Genomic DNA, 14028 nt, shown 5'->3' with positions numbered 1-14028 from the left:
CGGCTTTCGGGATTGTCTGAACCAGAGCACGTCTCGCATTCACAGAATCGCTCAACGTGTTCCAGATGTTTGGTTTGGCGCATTCCCAGACGGTGAACCGGTATCCACTTCGTCAGGAAACGCCCATCAGTGTTACATAGTTACATCTTGTATAGTGATCCCTGCGAAGGCATTCAACAAAAACCGATAGCAACGGATTTCGGAGAGACAATCTTCACCGTGAAACTTTACAGTTTGTCAGGACCGGACCACCTAATCTTGGTTGAGTGCACGTACAGCATCAGGATCATTAAATGACATCCATTTTCCCCTGCATCCTCTCCGGCGGCGTTGGTTCCCGCCTCTGGCCACTGTCACGTCAGGATCGGCCAAAGCAGTTCCTGCCGATCTTTCAGGGGGAAAGCCTGTTTCAGAAAACATGCAAGCGTTTTGTGGGAAACGGGTTTCAGGCTCCTATTGTCATCGGCAACAACTCACATCGGTTCCTGATCGGTGAGCAACTAGAAGAAATCAGCGTGCGCGCCGCTTCCATCGTTCTGGAACCGGTTGGCCGAAACACGGCTCCGCCCGCAGCCCTTGCCGCACTGGTTGCATTGGAACAGGATCCGGAAGCGCTTGTTCTCCTTGCTCCTTCAGATCACCTGATCGGGAAGGAAGATATTTTTCTCGACGCCGTGCATACAGCCGTCCCGACAGCAGCCTCCGGAGAGATCGTGACATTCGGGATTCAGCCGACCGAACCCAATACGGGCTACGGATACATCCGGTTGAAAGCAGGAGACCAAAAGGTTCGCCAGGTCGATGCCTTTGTCGAAAAGCCAAGCCTTGAGAAGGCGGAAGCCTTTCTGGCGCAAGGAAACTATGTCTGGAATGCCGGAATTTTCCTTTATTCGGCCAAGGCCATGGTGGAAGCTTTTGGGAAATTCCAACCCGACCTTCTCAAACAGGTGCGCGCAGTTCTTGCGACCCGGTCAGTCGATCTCGATTTTACCCGGCTCGACCAGACAGAGTTCGAAAAGTTGGAAGACATTTCAATCGACTACGCCATCATGGAAAAGGCGGATCGGATTTCCTGTGTCCCCATCGCCCCCAACTGGAACGACCTTGGGTCTTGGTCTGCAATCTGGGACGTGCTGGAAAAGGACGCCGACGGCAACAGCGGTCTTGGCGACACGCGCTTCCTGAACAGTTCAAATTGCCTTGCCTATGCCGATGACGGGCTAGTCTCTGTCATCGGGCTGCAGGATGTTCTCGTGGTGGCAACGCGTGACAGCGTACTTGTTGCGCACAAGGACAAGGCGCAGGACGTCAAGAAGATCGTCGACAGCCTGAAGCAGGAAGGACGCAGCGAGGTGGATGCCCATCTGCGATCCTACAAGCCGTGGGGCTATACGGAACGGATCAACGCCGGAGACCGGTTCTCCGTTCAGTCCATGCTGATCAAGCCGAACCAGCAGCTTACCCTTCAAAGCCACATGCACCGCGCCGAGCATTGGGTCGTGGTGGAAGGAACAGTCGAGGTTACCATCAACGGACAAGCCCGACTGTTGACCGAAAACCAGTCGGCCTATGTCCCGCTTGGCGCCGTCCACCGGCTGCACAATCGCGGCAGAATACCGGTGCGGATGATCGAGGTTCAGTCCGGCACCTATCTCGGTGAGGATGACATTATCCGTCACGATTAAAAATCGACCGATCGGTCGATGATACTTGACTTCCCGTCAAACGTCGTTCACGGAAAGGAGGATAAATCCTTTCCGGTCAGAGATGGCGCGCGCCGCTGACCAGTGGATGATACCGGTCAGGCCGGTTTGCCGGCGCAGACGTTTGATGGGGAGACATGACCATGCGTCACGCATTCATTTGCGACTTTGTTCGAACTCCAATTGGCCGCTTCGGCGGAAATCTGTCTTCAGTTCGTGCCGACGATCTCGGGGCCATCCCGATCGAAGCCCTGATGGAGCGAAATTCCGGCGTAAACTGGGAAGTTCTCGACGAACTTTACTACGGCTGCGCCAACCAGGCCGGTGAAGACAATCGCAACGTTGCCCGCATGTCCGCGCTTCTGGCAGGTCTTCCCGACACTGTCCCCGGCACAACGATCAACCGGCTATGCGGCTCGGGCATGGACGCGGTCATTCTCGCAGCTCGCGGCATCATCGCCGGCGAAATGGAGATCGCAATCGCAGGCGGCGTCGAAAGCATGTCCCGCGCGCCGTTTGTCATGCCGAAGGCAGAAACTGCATTCAGCCGCTCCAGCGAAATTCACGACACAACAATTGGCTGGCGCTTCGTGAATCCCCTGATGAAGCGGCAATACGGCATTGATTCCATGCCGGAGACTGCAGAAAACGTCGCCGAAGAGTTCAAGATTTCGCGCGAGGATCAGGACGCCTTCGCGCTGCGCAGCCAGCAACGTGCCGGCGCCGCAATGGCAAATGGCCGTTTTGCTCGCGAAATCGTGCCGGTGACCATTCCCCAGCGCAAGGGCGAGCCCACAATCATCGACACGGACGAGCATCCCCGCCCCGAAACGACAATAGATAATCTTGCCAAGCTGCGCGCGCCTTTCCGGGAAAACGGATCGGTGACCGCAGGCAATGCATCAGGTGTCAATGATGGCTCAGCCGCACTGCTGATTGCCTCGGAAGCCGCAGTAAAGAAATACGGCCTTACCCCGATTGCCCGTATCGTCGGTGGTGCGACCGCTGGTGTGCCACCGCGCATCATGGGCATCGGCCCGGCTCCCGCAACACGCAAGCTCTGCGCCCGCCTCGGCATCAAGCCGTCAGACTTTGACGTGATCGAATTGAACGAAGCTTTTGCAGCTCAAGGCATTGCCGTTCTCAGAGATCTCGGACTGCCGGAAGATGGCGACCACATCAATCCCAATGGTGGTGCCATTGCCCTTGGCCATCCCCTTGGCGCGTCCGGAGCCCGGATCACCGGCTCCGCAGCACTGGAACTAAAGGATCGCGGCGGCAAGCTTGCCCTTGCAACCATGTGCATCGGCGTCGGACAGGGCATTTCCATCGCGCTGGAAGCCGTCTAATCGCCCCGTGACCAAAAACATGGCCCTGAAAAAGGGTCATGTTTTCTCGTCGTAAACAGACCGTAAAGTCCCGCTCTGATGTGGTTTTTGAGCGGATTCGTCACTTCAAGATATATAACCAAACATATGTAGTTATTTCACTATTCAGTTTCGCCAGCAATTATAGCAAGGCGTCAGGTTTGTCGGCGCATCGCGATCGAGTTTCTTCTTCTGGACCGAAACGCGGAAGAAAGATCAAATTTTAGAAAGTCGCTTTTCCTGCATTTAGAACTTGCTTGGTATCAAGTTCCCACAACAAGAAACAAAGGGAACACACCATGCGTCTTTCATCGGCTGGAATCATCTGCCTCATGCTGTCAGCAGGTCTTGTTCTGACGGCCGCCCTGGCACAACCGTCTGCAGCAGGTGACGCCGAACACAGCCGGGCAAAGCCTGTAGCTGTTGGCCCGATGGAACGTTTGGTTCACTGACGGGAGCGGACCTCGACCCGGATGGGTTGGAGGTCACCAGAAAAGCGGGCATCACGCCCCGGCTTCCCATTCCCTCTCCCACGCCCGCCACTGCCTTTGGCACGATCGTCATCCCGGAGCATCATGATTGCGGTGCCCATGACAACTGACCCGAGCGTGACGAAAAGCCCCATGGCCAGCATGACTATCGGCAAAACGGGATCCTCTGCTTTCAGGATCAGGTAGCGCAACTGCCCGACATTTGTTGCAAACAGGCCGGCCAGCACCACGCCGGAAATCACAAGCCCGGTCAGTCCATTCAGGAAGAGCAGTCTCAACAGCGGATCTCTCATGAGAAGGCTGCCTTTAAAGATTGTCCGCACTTTGGATCCACGCACACTCATTTCACAGTCTCCCGACCCGTACAGAGTTGGAACCCCAACACAGGGAAGTCTAGTGCGCCCGCCACAGGGAACCAGAGCCCTTCCCGGTATTGTTTCATCTTATCCAACACATCTTTTGGTTTCGTTATCCGATCCATGCACCTTTGATGCTTTTCCTAGCGACCCCCTTGCCATATATCGAACCAATATATAGATACGATATATATCAGCCATGAATACCTGAATCGGTGTCAGGCCGCTCAGAAGCAGTGTTTCTCGTGGTCTCCACCTGATCGGAATTGCGGTGTCCAGGCTGATTGGAAAATCGGAATTCGCTGCCACGTGCCAGGCTTCAGCGGGCACGCGCATTGCGGAGGAGACATAATTTGAGCGTCCGTTCACTCTGCCTCGCCATTCTCGCATTTGGCGATGCCACCGGATACGAAATCCGAAAGGAATCGACCGAGGGTCGGTTCAGCTATTTTGACGATGCGTCGTTCGGATCGATCTATCCTGCCTTGGCGCGGCTGGAAGCCGAAGGCATGGTCACGGTTCGCGAGGAACAGCAGCAGGGCAAACCGGCGCGCAAGGTCTACTCGATAACAGACAAGGGCCGCAGCGAATTCATCGCGTCTCTCTGCGAGCCGCAGGCACCAGATACATTCAAGTCCCCTTTCCTTCTGATCGCCCTTTATGCCGAGGAGCTCGGGCCGGATGTCATTCGCCGCGCCCTGAACCGGCGCCGGGATCAAGTGATCGCGGAACTCAAGCAAATCGAAGGCAGCGCAGAAGACTGCCATCAACACCAAGGGTCCAAGTGGATCCGGGACTACGGTCTCGCCTATATGAATTTCACTCTCGATTATCTCGACAAGCATGGAGATGACCTCGTCCGTATCGCCAGGGACGAGCCGCAACATCCCCAGCAAGCTGCCGAATAATCACGAGATCCCGGAGTTACTCATGCGTTTGAAATTTTCCTATATTCTGGCCGTCGGACTTGCCGCAGGCATTGGTGCCTGGATGTACAACGGCACGATTGTTGAGGGCGGAACCGGTGACGGCGCGAATGCGACGCCCCCGCCAGCAGAAAGACTGAAAAGCGAGAAGAAGGACCTCTTCCGCGTGAAGGTCCAGAAACTCGTTGCCGAAGACCGTCAGGCGGTTCTGGACATCAGGGGCCGCACCGAAGCCGAAGCAAAGGTTGCCGTTCGCTCTGAAACGAATGACAAGGTGATTGAGCGGGCCGCTCATGAAGGTCAGCAGGTCAAGGCAGGTGACGTCCTGTGCCGTCTGGAGACGAGCAACCGCGAAGCCAAGCTGTTGGAGGCGCGGGCCAATCTCGCACAGGCGGTCCTCGATCACGAAGCCGCCGAACAGCTCGTTACCAAGGGTTTCACCGCCCAGACACGGGTGGCAGCCGTAAAGGCCCTTCTTGACGCCGCCAAGGCACGCCTCAAGGAAGCCGAGCTGGAGCTGAACCGGACCGTCATTCGCGCACCCATCGATGGCGTTGTTCAAAGTTCCATGGCCAATGTCGGCGACTTCCTGCAGAACGGCGATATTTGCGCCACCGTCGTCAACACCGACCCGATCATAGCCACCGGTCAGGTATCCGAGATCAATATCGGACTGATCTCTGTGGGCATGCCCGCCGATGTTGAACTGATCACGGGCGACCGTCTCTCCGGCAAGGTGCGATACGTTTCTCCCGCCTCCGATCCGGATACCCGTACATTCCGCATCGAGGTCGAGCTTGAAAACAAGGATGGCGCGGCCCGGGACGGTGTGACCGCCCTCACCCGCCTGCCTCTGCCCAAGGAGCGCGCCCACAAGATCTCTCCGGCAATCCTTACCCTCAACGATGCTGGCCAGGTCGGTATCCGCGCGGTTGATGACACCGACCATACGGTCTTTCACCCCGTGAAAGTATTGGGCGGCGAGCAGGACGGCATGTGGATTGGCGGTTTGCCGGAAGAAGTGACCGCGATTGTGGTGGGACAGGATTACGTCAAGGACGGCCAGCTGGTCGAGCCGGTATTTGAAACGGCCGAGGTTGCACAATGATCTCCATGCTTGAAGACATACTGCGTCGCCCCAAGACCGTATTCGTGCTGATGCTGGCGCTGGTTGCGGCCGGTATCGCCACCTACATTTCGATCCCGAAGGAAAGTGACCCGGACATCGATGTTCCGGTGTTCTATGTCTCCATTGCCCAGCAGGGAATTTCGCCGGAGGATGCCGAGCGCTTGCTCGTTCGCCCGATGGAAACCGAACTGCGCGGACTGGACGGACTGAAGGAAATCACCGCGATCGCCTCCGAGGGCCATGCCGGTATCGTTCTGGAATTCGATATTTCCTTCAACAAGGACGAAGCGCTTGCCGATGTTCGTGACAAGGTCGATCAGGCCAAGGGCGAACTGCCGGATGCGGCCGAAGAGCCGACGATATCGGAAACAAATTTCGCGCTCATTCCCGTCATGTGGGTCACGCTTTCCGGCGACGTACCGGAGCGCACTCTGTATCAGCATGCGCGCCGCCTGAAGGACCAGATCGAGGCAATCGATACAGTTCGTTCAGCAGAGCTTTCCGGTCACCGGGAAGAAATGCTGGAAGTCCTGATCGATTCCCAGAAACTCGAAGCCTATTCGATCTCGCAAGCCGAATTGTTCCAGACGCTGACGGCCAACAACCAGCTCGTACCCGCGGGGTTCATTGATGGTGGTCATGGCCGTTTCAACGTCAAGGTTCCGGGCCTCGTCGAGACAGCGAAGGACATCTACTCCCTGCCGATCAAGCAAAGCGGCGAAGGTGTCGTCACTCTGTCCGACATTGCCGAAATCCGCCGAACCTTCAAGGATGCAAGCTCCTACACCCGTGTGAACGGCCAGCCTGCCATTGCCCTTGAAGTCACCAAGCGGATCGGCACCAACATCATCGAGAACAACAGTGCCGTCCGCGCTGTCGTGCAAGCCGCCTCTGCCGATTGGCCCGAGACGATCAAGGTCAACATGATGCTGGATTCATCGTCCAACATCTTCGAAATCCTCGGCTCGCTGCAATCGTCGATCCTGACCGCTATCTTCCTCGTGATGGTGCTGGTTCTGGCCGCCCTCGGCCTGCGTTCGGCCCTCCTGGTTGGTCTGTCGATCCCGGCCTCGTTCATGGTCGGCTTCCTGATCCTTGGCGGCATCGGCTACACGGTCAACATCATGGTGATGTTCGGCCTTGTGCTGACGGTCGGCCTTCTGGTCGACGGCGCCATCGTGATGACCGAATATGCGGACCGGAAGATTCAGGAAGGCATGGAGGACCGCGAGGCCTATATCCGCGCCGCCAAGCTGATGTTCTGGCCGATTGTTTCGTCCACTGCGACAACACTTGTCGCCTTCCTGCCCATGCTCCTGTGGCCCGGCGTTGCAGGCGAGTTCATGAGCTACCTGCCGATCATGGTGATCATCGTCCTGACAGCTTCGCTGGTCACGGCAATGGTGTTCCTGCCTGTCACCGGCGGCATTCTGGCTCAGGTCTCCCGCTGGATCAGCCGCTATGCTGCGCTGCTCAGTGCAGGTACCGTCGCTCTTCTGGTCGCCCTCATCGTCGCGAACATTCCGCTCGGTGGTCAGGTTGGCGCCATTGAGGACGCTGCAAACCAGGCAGCCCTGCTACAGACTGGTGCCGCGATCCTTGCCTTCTTTGTCGTCGGTTATGTCTCCTATCGCATCCTGCGTCCCTTCGTACGCTGGTCGCAGGAGCGGGCTGCAAAGCGCGCTCAACTGGAACAACAGCAGGCAGCCGCTCTTTCAGGAACCGAAGCCTTTGACGTCAAGAAGGTGAGCGGCATGACGGGCGCATATGTCCGTCTCCTGCGCCTCTTTGCAGGCAATCCGATTGGCAACATCGCAGCGGTTCTTCTGCTGGTCGGCGGGTGTTTTGCAATCGTGGCAAGCTTCTCTGCGAACCCGACCGGTGTGGAGTTCTTCGTCGATGAGGAACCCGAACAGGCTGTGGTGCTCGTCTCCGGGCGCGGCAACATCTCTGCAGCCGAATCCCTTGCCATCGTCAAGGACATCGAGGCTATCATTCTCGCCATTCCGGGCATCAAGAACGTCATCACCGTTGCAAAAGCACCGGGTGGCGGCGGCGGTGGTGGACCGTCCATTGGCGGTGTTTCCGACAAACCCAATGACGTGATCGGCGAATTGCAGCTGGAACTGGCAGACTATTGCTGCCGCCGGGAATACAAGCAGATTGCTGCCGATATCCGCAACCTGACCGCAGACCTGCCAGGCATCAAGGTCGAGCCGCGCAAGATCGAGGGGGGGCCACCTACGGGCAAGGATATCCAGCTTGAAGTGCGGTCGACCGATTACGCCGCCATGGTGGAGAATGTCGCCAAAGTGCGCGCCCATCTGGATGGAATTGACGACCTGATGGATCAGGAAGACGATCGCTCCCTGCCCGGTATCGAATGGCGTGTTGCCATTGACCGCGAACAGGCGGCTCGCTTCAAGGCGGATATTGCATCCGTTGGCAAGATGATCCAGCTGGTCACCAATGGCGTTCTGATCGGTACCTACCGTCCGACAGATTCCGAAGACGAAATCGACATTCGCGTTCGTCTTCCAGAATCCGAGCGAACCGTCGACCGCATGGACCAGCTGCGCCTGCAGACCCCTCTTGGTCTGGTTCCGCTCGCCAACTTCGTGGACCGCCAGCCGGCCCAGAAAGTCTCGGAAATCGTGCGTCGCGACGGCTTCTATTCCATGATGGTGAAAGCCAGCGTGGACAAGACGACAGGCGCAACGGTCGACGAGAAGGTCAAGGAAATCGAGGACTGGCTGGAGACAGAAACCTGGCCGTCAAACGTGTTCCTGCAGTTCCGTGGCGCGGACGAGGACCAGAAGGAGTCCGGCGAGTTCCTCATGAAGGCGATGATCGCGTCGCTCTTCCTGATGTTCCTGATCCTGCTCACCCAGTTCAACTCGTTCTACCAGACCTTCCTGACCCTCTCCACGGTGGTCCTGTCGGTCTTCGGTGTGCTGCTGGGGATGATGATCACCGGGCAGAAGTTCTCGATCATCATGACCGGGACCGGGGTGGTTGCGCTTGCAGGCATCGTCGTTAACAACGCAATTGTTCTGATCGACACCTATAACCGCTTCCGCGAGGACGGACTTGAGCCGCTGGATGCAATCCTGAAAACATCGGCCCAGCGTATCCGCCCGATCCTGCTGACCACCATCACCACCATTGCGGGCCTGATCCCGATGGCAACCAAGGTGAACTTCGACTTCTTCAACCAGGTCACTGCGGTTGGTGGCATCACCGCTGTTTGGTGGGTGCAGTTGTCGACCGCCGTCATTGCCGGCCTCGCCTTCTCCACCATCCTAACGTTGCTGATCATTCCGGTGATGATCGCCGCGCCGAGCGTATGGGTGAAGTCGTGGCACCGGATCATGGATCGCCGCGCGACCCGTCGCAATCTGGCACTCCAGACTGCGACGACAAATGCAGGCGCTGGTGCCGATACGGGCAACGAGGAAGCAGTTCCCGCACAGCAGGAACAACGCCCCGCCGCCCAAATCGTTGCCATGCCGAAAAAGGACCGGCCGACGGAAGCCCAACAGGACTTGCCGCAGGCAGCCGAGTAACGGCAAACACAACAGACAAAAACCGCCGGAGTTTTCCGGCGGTTATTTTATTGTTCTTGCAGTTTTGATGTCTTCAAGCTGACCAGAGCGCTTTCGCCTGCCATGGACCCGGCACCCATAGCTGCCCCGTAAGCGGCTGTGAACCCGGCTGCAGCGGCATGGTTTGCCAGGCCTCGGCCCATTCCCGCGGAATTGGACACGGGGTCTTCAGAGCCGCCCTTGGCTTGAACCCGGCTCGCGAATAATAGGCTGGATCACCCAGCACCAAAACTTCCCTGACCTCGCGACGAGCGAACTCCGCGACACCGGCCGCGATCAGCCGGGATCCAATGCCTTGTCTTTGGCAGTCGGGTGAAACGCAGAGCGGACCAAGAAGCGCAACAGGCTCCCCTGTCTCCTCAACCTTGCAGGCCGTGAAGATTACATGGCCCACAATGGCCTCGCCCCTTGTCGCAACAAGGGAAAGCAAGTCCACCTCGCCTTCCAGGAGCTCACGGACCAGCGGCACCAGATCCTCGTCCGGAAAGGCCTTCGGATAGAGGTCCAGAATGTCTGCCAAATCTGAAGGCAGAGCAGCACGAATGGTCGGTTCGGCCATCTCGGCATCTCCTTCGCTAATATCTTATCGGGCTTCTTACTGACCCGAACGCGCATCCTGCTTCTGGATTTCATCCAGATCGACATCCTCGTCGTCGTCATCATCGTCCGACTCGAAAACTTCGCAGTCCTCGCCCCGCAGACATTTGCGATGCGCGCGCCATGCGAAGGGTATGGACGCAAGATACAGCATGGAGCAGACAGCCAGCACCTTGAACGGGTAACTCACCGTCAGCGCCACGACCAGAACAGTCACGACGATCAGCGGCAGAACCAGATCCCGGCGGATGCGGGTGCCGAGTGTCTTGCCGGAAAAGGTCGGAATGCGGCTCACCATCAGGAAGCCGATCAGAAGCACATAAATGGCAATCGGCCCGGCAAACTCCGGCCATTGGGGCAAGAAGCCAAGAAAGGAAAGATACAGCGGCACCAATACCGTGAGCGCCGCGGCAGGCGCCGGCACTCCGGTAAAGAAGTTTACTGCCCAGGCAGGCTTGTTTGGATCGTCCAGTGCGACGTTGAAACGAGCAAGGCGCAATGCCATGGAAATCGCAAAAACCAGAGCAGCAATCCAGCCGAGATTGCCCATCTCATGCAAAATCCAGACATAGAGCATAATGGCAGGCGTAACGCCGAAATTGACAAAGTCCGCGAGACTGTCAAGCTCCGCACCAAAGCGCGAGGTTCCTTTCAGAAGTCGCGCGACTCGCCCGTCGACCGCGTCAAGAACGGCAGCCAGAAGCACCGCCCCGACCGCGAATTCCCAACGCCCCTCAAAAGCCATGCGGATGGCGGTCAAACCGGAACAAAGCGCCAGAAGGGTCACCATGTTGGGCAGGATCACCCGGATCGGTACGCGGCCAAACCGGCGCTTTTTCTGTTTGCCCTGATCGTCGGTTGCTGTCACGTGCTGTTCCTCAGCCAACTCGGGTCAGGATGGGTTGATCAGACGGCGTTTCCGTCAGATCCGCCAGAATCGTTTCACCGGCTATCATGGTCTGTCCCAGCATAACCTTCGGCTTCACATTTTCCGGAAAATAGACATCAAGTCGAGACCCGAAGCGGATCAGGCCAAAGCGCTCGCCGGCAGAAAGCGTCTCACCTTCGCGCACGAAGCAAACGATGCGGCGGGCCACGAGACCCGCAATCTGCACAACACCAATTTTCTGGTCGCCATTTTCGATCACAAGACCGTTGCGCTCATTGTGTTCACTCGCCTTGTCCAACTCGGCATTCAGGAACTTGCCGGCGATATAGGCAACCCGGGTCACCTTGCCATCCATCGGTGCGCGGTTCACATGGACGTTGAAAACGTTCATGAAAATAGAGACGCGCATCATCGGCTGGTCGCCAAGTTCCAGTTCCTTGGGCGGCAACACCGGACCACAATGGCTCACAACACCGTCGGCAGGTGAAATGATCAGACCTTCGCGGACGGGCGTCACGCGCGGCGGATCACGGAAGAAATAGCAGACCCAACCCGTGAGCAAGAGGCCGATCCAGAACAGCGGATCGAAGAACCACCCCACCACGATGGCAGAGACAAAAGCAATGGCAATGAAAGGCCAACCTTCCCGATGGATCGGAACAAAGGCCTTGGTTATGGAGTCAACGATCGACATATCAGTTTCCAGCTAGGGCAGCTCCCCCGGACCAATAGTCGGGTCATGCCGCCAAAAGACAAATCAGATGGCCAATGGCAAGTTACTGCCAAGGCCCATGCCTCGCTTCTAGTGGCTTTTGCCTTGGCTGAGAACACTTTTTGCAGGTCTCAGGCTGTTTTCGTGCCGCTCTTAACAGAACTGTCCCCGCGAGCGAGCCTGTAGTCGGTCTCCCAATAGGGTGGTCTCCCGTATTTGGAGATCAGAAAATCGACAAATGCGGACACCTTCGGCGGCACGAACCTGTTTGGCGGATAGACTGCATAAATATTGCCGGTTCGCGTCACCGGATAATCGGTCATGACTTCAACAAGCCGTCCGTCACGCAAATCCTCCCAGACATGGGCAATGGACTTGACCGTCAATCCCAAGCCATAGAGCGCAGCATCATAGGCAAAATCACCGCTATCTCCACAAATGACAGGGTCTTTCAGCGGAAAGGCAACCTCCCCCTCCGGCCCGGCGAAGTACCAGACCGGCATCGGGTCAAATCCGATATAGTCGTGATTGCACAGTTCTTCCGGATTTCGCGGTTCGCCTTTCCGTGCAATGTAGTCGGGACTGGCACAAAGGACACGCGGATTGCCGCCCAGCTTGCGGGCAAGCAAACTGGAATCTGGCAGCGGCGCGCCACGAATGGCAACGTCATAGCCATCCGCAACCAGATCGACCAGCCGGTCGGACATGTCCACTTCCAGCCGCAGGTCCGGATAGAGCTGCCGAAACTCTGCCAGATACGGCAGGATATGCTTGCGCCCGAAAAACACGTTCGAAGACAGTTTCAAAATGCCGCGCGGCGCGTCCTGAGCCGCATCAATCGACGCTCTCGCCTGAGCAATCTCGCCCAGAGCTGCACGAGCATGGTCCAGCATGATCTTGCCCGCCTCGGTCAGGTTGACCTGGCGGGTTGTGCGGGCCACGAGCTGTGTGCCGAGATCCCTTTCAAGATTGGTCAGCCGGCTGCTTGCCGCCGACGGCGACAGGCCGAATTCGCGTCCGGCTGCGGACAAGCTGCCCAATTCGGCAACACGGGCAAAGAAGCTTAGGTCATCCAGTCTCATTATTCGAAAATATCGAAAAGTACCTTCAAAGCAAAGTCAATTCTACCAACTGATCGAAGGCGCCATATTCGTTTCAACACGACAGGAGACTGATCATGACACACATCACACTGACACCGGAGCTGCTGCGCCACTACGATGCCCGCGCCCGCAAGATCCGAAGCAACGCCTTTTGGTCACTCATCAATTGGCGCCCCTTTACCACGAAAGAGACCCTCGCAAGACAGCACGAAACTCCGTCGAACGACTGCGAGGTTCAACTTTCCCGCAAGCTTGCCGCCTGACCTTGATCAGTCAGGCGCATCCGCCTTCGGGCCTCGGGTCACGATGCCCATATCATCGGCCTCCTGAGCTGCCCGAAGGCGGGGAGACAATACAACTCACCCTAACCGATCTCCTCGATAGCATTCACAAGTTTTTCCAAGTCTGCCGCATAAAATCCAGCTGCATTTAGGCAGTTAGTTTCGACGATAAAAAGGCCTTCTTCTGTCCGGCACACATCCATCACGTAGGCTGGCGAATAATCTGGATGTAGGGAAACCATTGTCTTGGCAAATTCCAAGGCGTCTTCATCAATTTCATGGCGGTACACAACACGACTTCCATCCCTATAAAGGGAGTACGTGACAATCTGCGCACCAACGATCCAAAGGCGCCACTCCTTTAGGATGCGTTTCGGCTCACTCAACATCAACTCAGTATCGTGGCGTAACGAACCAACTGGAGTTTCATCTTCCTTCAGACGCAGCACCTGCTCAGCAAGGCTAATGATATCCCTTGCTGACATGACACTTCCTGGTTCAGCCTTGCTGTCATCAACAGGACGGAAGAACCAGTCTTTTCCGTCATCTGGAAGATGTGCAGGTATATCCCTGACAGTCAGAAACTGAGCATTGCGACCATTCAACAAAAATGGGTACCAGGCCTCCTGATGGACAAATGGTCTGATTACGAACACTCCAGGTCGATAACCTCGCCGCTCGGAAAAGAACCTCAGTGAATAAGAACCAAACATGACAACAGCGCTTGGATCTTCAACAACAGGTTCCGGAAAAAGGTCTCCCACGAATGGAACAACCTTGTGCCAAGACCATCTAGCGCCCAAACGCTCAAGGATTGGTACTAGATTTTCCGTATCCTCAAATTTTTGAAGGATCCACTGCATCGATCT

At 56.8% G+C, this 14028-nt stretch carries 13 protein-coding genes; 7 read left to right on the top strand and 6 right to left on the bottom strand.

Annotated features, from left to right (window positions below):
- Positions 1–293 precede the first annotated feature (293 nt).
- The 3 genes from F0155_RS17075 to F0155_RS23445 all read left to right on the top strand — a co-directional run bounded on the left by F0155_RS17075 (position 294) and on the right by F0155_RS23445 (position 3522).
- Positions 294–1685, top strand: coding sequence for a mannose-1-phosphate guanylyltransferase/mannose-6-phosphate isomerase (locus F0155_RS17075; protein WP_150525761.1), 1392 nt, complete (start codon positions 294–296; stop codon positions 1683–1685).
- 161 nt (positions 1686–1846) lie between these two features.
- Positions 1847–3052 (top strand): 3-oxoadipyl-CoA thiolase, encoded by a 1206-nt coding sequence (gene pcaF / locus F0155_RS17070; RefSeq protein ID WP_150525760.1) that lies wholly within the window; start codon positions 1847–1849, stop codon positions 3050–3052.
- Between the two features lie 317 nt (positions 3053–3369).
- A complete protein-coding gene (locus tag F0155_RS23445) occupies positions 3370–3522 on the top strand; it encodes a hypothetical protein (protein WP_161599827.1) in 153 nt (50 codons plus the stop codon).
- Here the strand turns inward: F0155_RS23445 and F0155_RS17065 are convergent.
- Positions 3516–3854 carry a hypothetical protein gene (locus tag F0155_RS17065; protein WP_208999333.1) on the bottom strand — a complete coding sequence of 113 codons (339 nt, stop codon included), beginning with the start codon at positions 3852–3854 and terminating at the stop codon, positions 3516–3518. The genes F0155_RS23445 and F0155_RS17065 overlap by 7 nt on opposite strands.
- A 416-nt stretch (positions 3855–4270) precedes the next feature.
- Between F0155_RS17065 and F0155_RS17060 the strand changes: the two genes are divergently transcribed.
- From F0155_RS17060 to F0155_RS17050, 3 genes are read left to right on the top strand one after another with little or no spacing between them, the layout of a single operon-like run.
- Complete coding sequence (locus F0155_RS17060) at positions 4271–4825, top strand: PadR family transcriptional regulator (protein WP_150525758.1); 555 nt, start codon at positions 4271–4273, stop codon at positions 4823–4825.
- 22 nt (positions 4826–4847) lie between these two features.
- Positions 4848–5951 (top strand): efflux RND transporter periplasmic adaptor subunit, encoded by a 1104-nt coding sequence (locus F0155_RS17055; RefSeq protein ID WP_150525757.1) that lies wholly within the window; start codon positions 4848–4850, stop codon positions 5949–5951.
- Complete coding sequence (locus F0155_RS17050) at positions 5948–9538, top strand: efflux RND transporter permease subunit (RefSeq protein ID WP_150525756.1); 3591 nt, start codon at positions 5948–5950, stop codon at positions 9536–9538. The genes F0155_RS17055 and F0155_RS17050 overlap by 4 nt, the downstream gene beginning before the upstream one ends.
- Positions 9539–9611: 73 nt before the next feature.
- Here F0155_RS17050 and F0155_RS17045 read toward each other — a convergent pair whose 3' ends face one another.
- From F0155_RS17045 to F0155_RS17030, 4 genes are all read right to left on the bottom strand, one after another.
- Entirely contained in the window at positions 9612–10136 is a 525-nt protein-coding gene (locus F0155_RS17045; RefSeq protein WP_150525755.1) for a GNAT family N-acetyltransferase, read from the bottom strand.
- A 36-nt stretch (positions 10137–10172) separates the two neighbouring features.
- Entirely contained in the window at positions 10173–11042 is an 870-nt protein-coding gene (locus F0155_RS17040; RefSeq protein WP_244303535.1) for a CDP-alcohol phosphatidyltransferase family protein, read from the bottom strand.
- A gap of 10 nt (positions 11043–11052) precedes the next feature.
- Positions 11053–11757, bottom strand: coding sequence for a phosphatidylserine decarboxylase (locus F0155_RS17035; RefSeq protein WP_150525754.1), 705 nt, complete (start codon positions 11755–11757; stop codon positions 11053–11055).
- A 149-nt stretch (positions 11758–11906) separates the two neighbouring features.
- Entirely contained in the window at positions 11907–12857 is a 951-nt protein-coding gene (locus tag F0155_RS17030; protein WP_150525753.1) for a LysR family transcriptional regulator, read from the bottom strand.
- Positions 12858–12952: 95 nt separating this feature from the next.
- On the opposite strand from F0155_RS17030, the gene F0155_RS17025 reads away from it, so the two are divergent.
- On the top strand, positions 12953–13141 hold the full coding sequence (locus F0155_RS17025; protein WP_150525752.1) for a hypothetical protein: 189 nt from the start codon (positions 12953–12955) through the stop codon (positions 13139–13141).
- 101 nt (positions 13142–13242) lie between these two features.
- On the opposite strand, the gene F0155_RS17020 is transcribed toward F0155_RS17025, so the two are convergent.
- Complete coding sequence (locus F0155_RS17020; RefSeq protein WP_150525751.1) at positions 13243–14022, bottom strand: ATP-grasp domain-containing protein; 780 nt, start codon at positions 14020–14022, stop codon at positions 13243–13245.
- Between the last annotated feature and the right edge of the window lie 6 nt (positions 14023–14028).

Source organism: Roseibium sediminis (genome assembly GCF_008711325.1).
Taxonomy (GTDB): Bacteria; Pseudomonadota; Alphaproteobacteria; order Rhizobiales; family Stappiaceae; genus Roseibium; species Roseibium sediminis.
The sequence above is the reverse complement of the archived record's forward strand: the minus strand, read 5'-3'. Positions and strand labels throughout refer to the sequence as shown.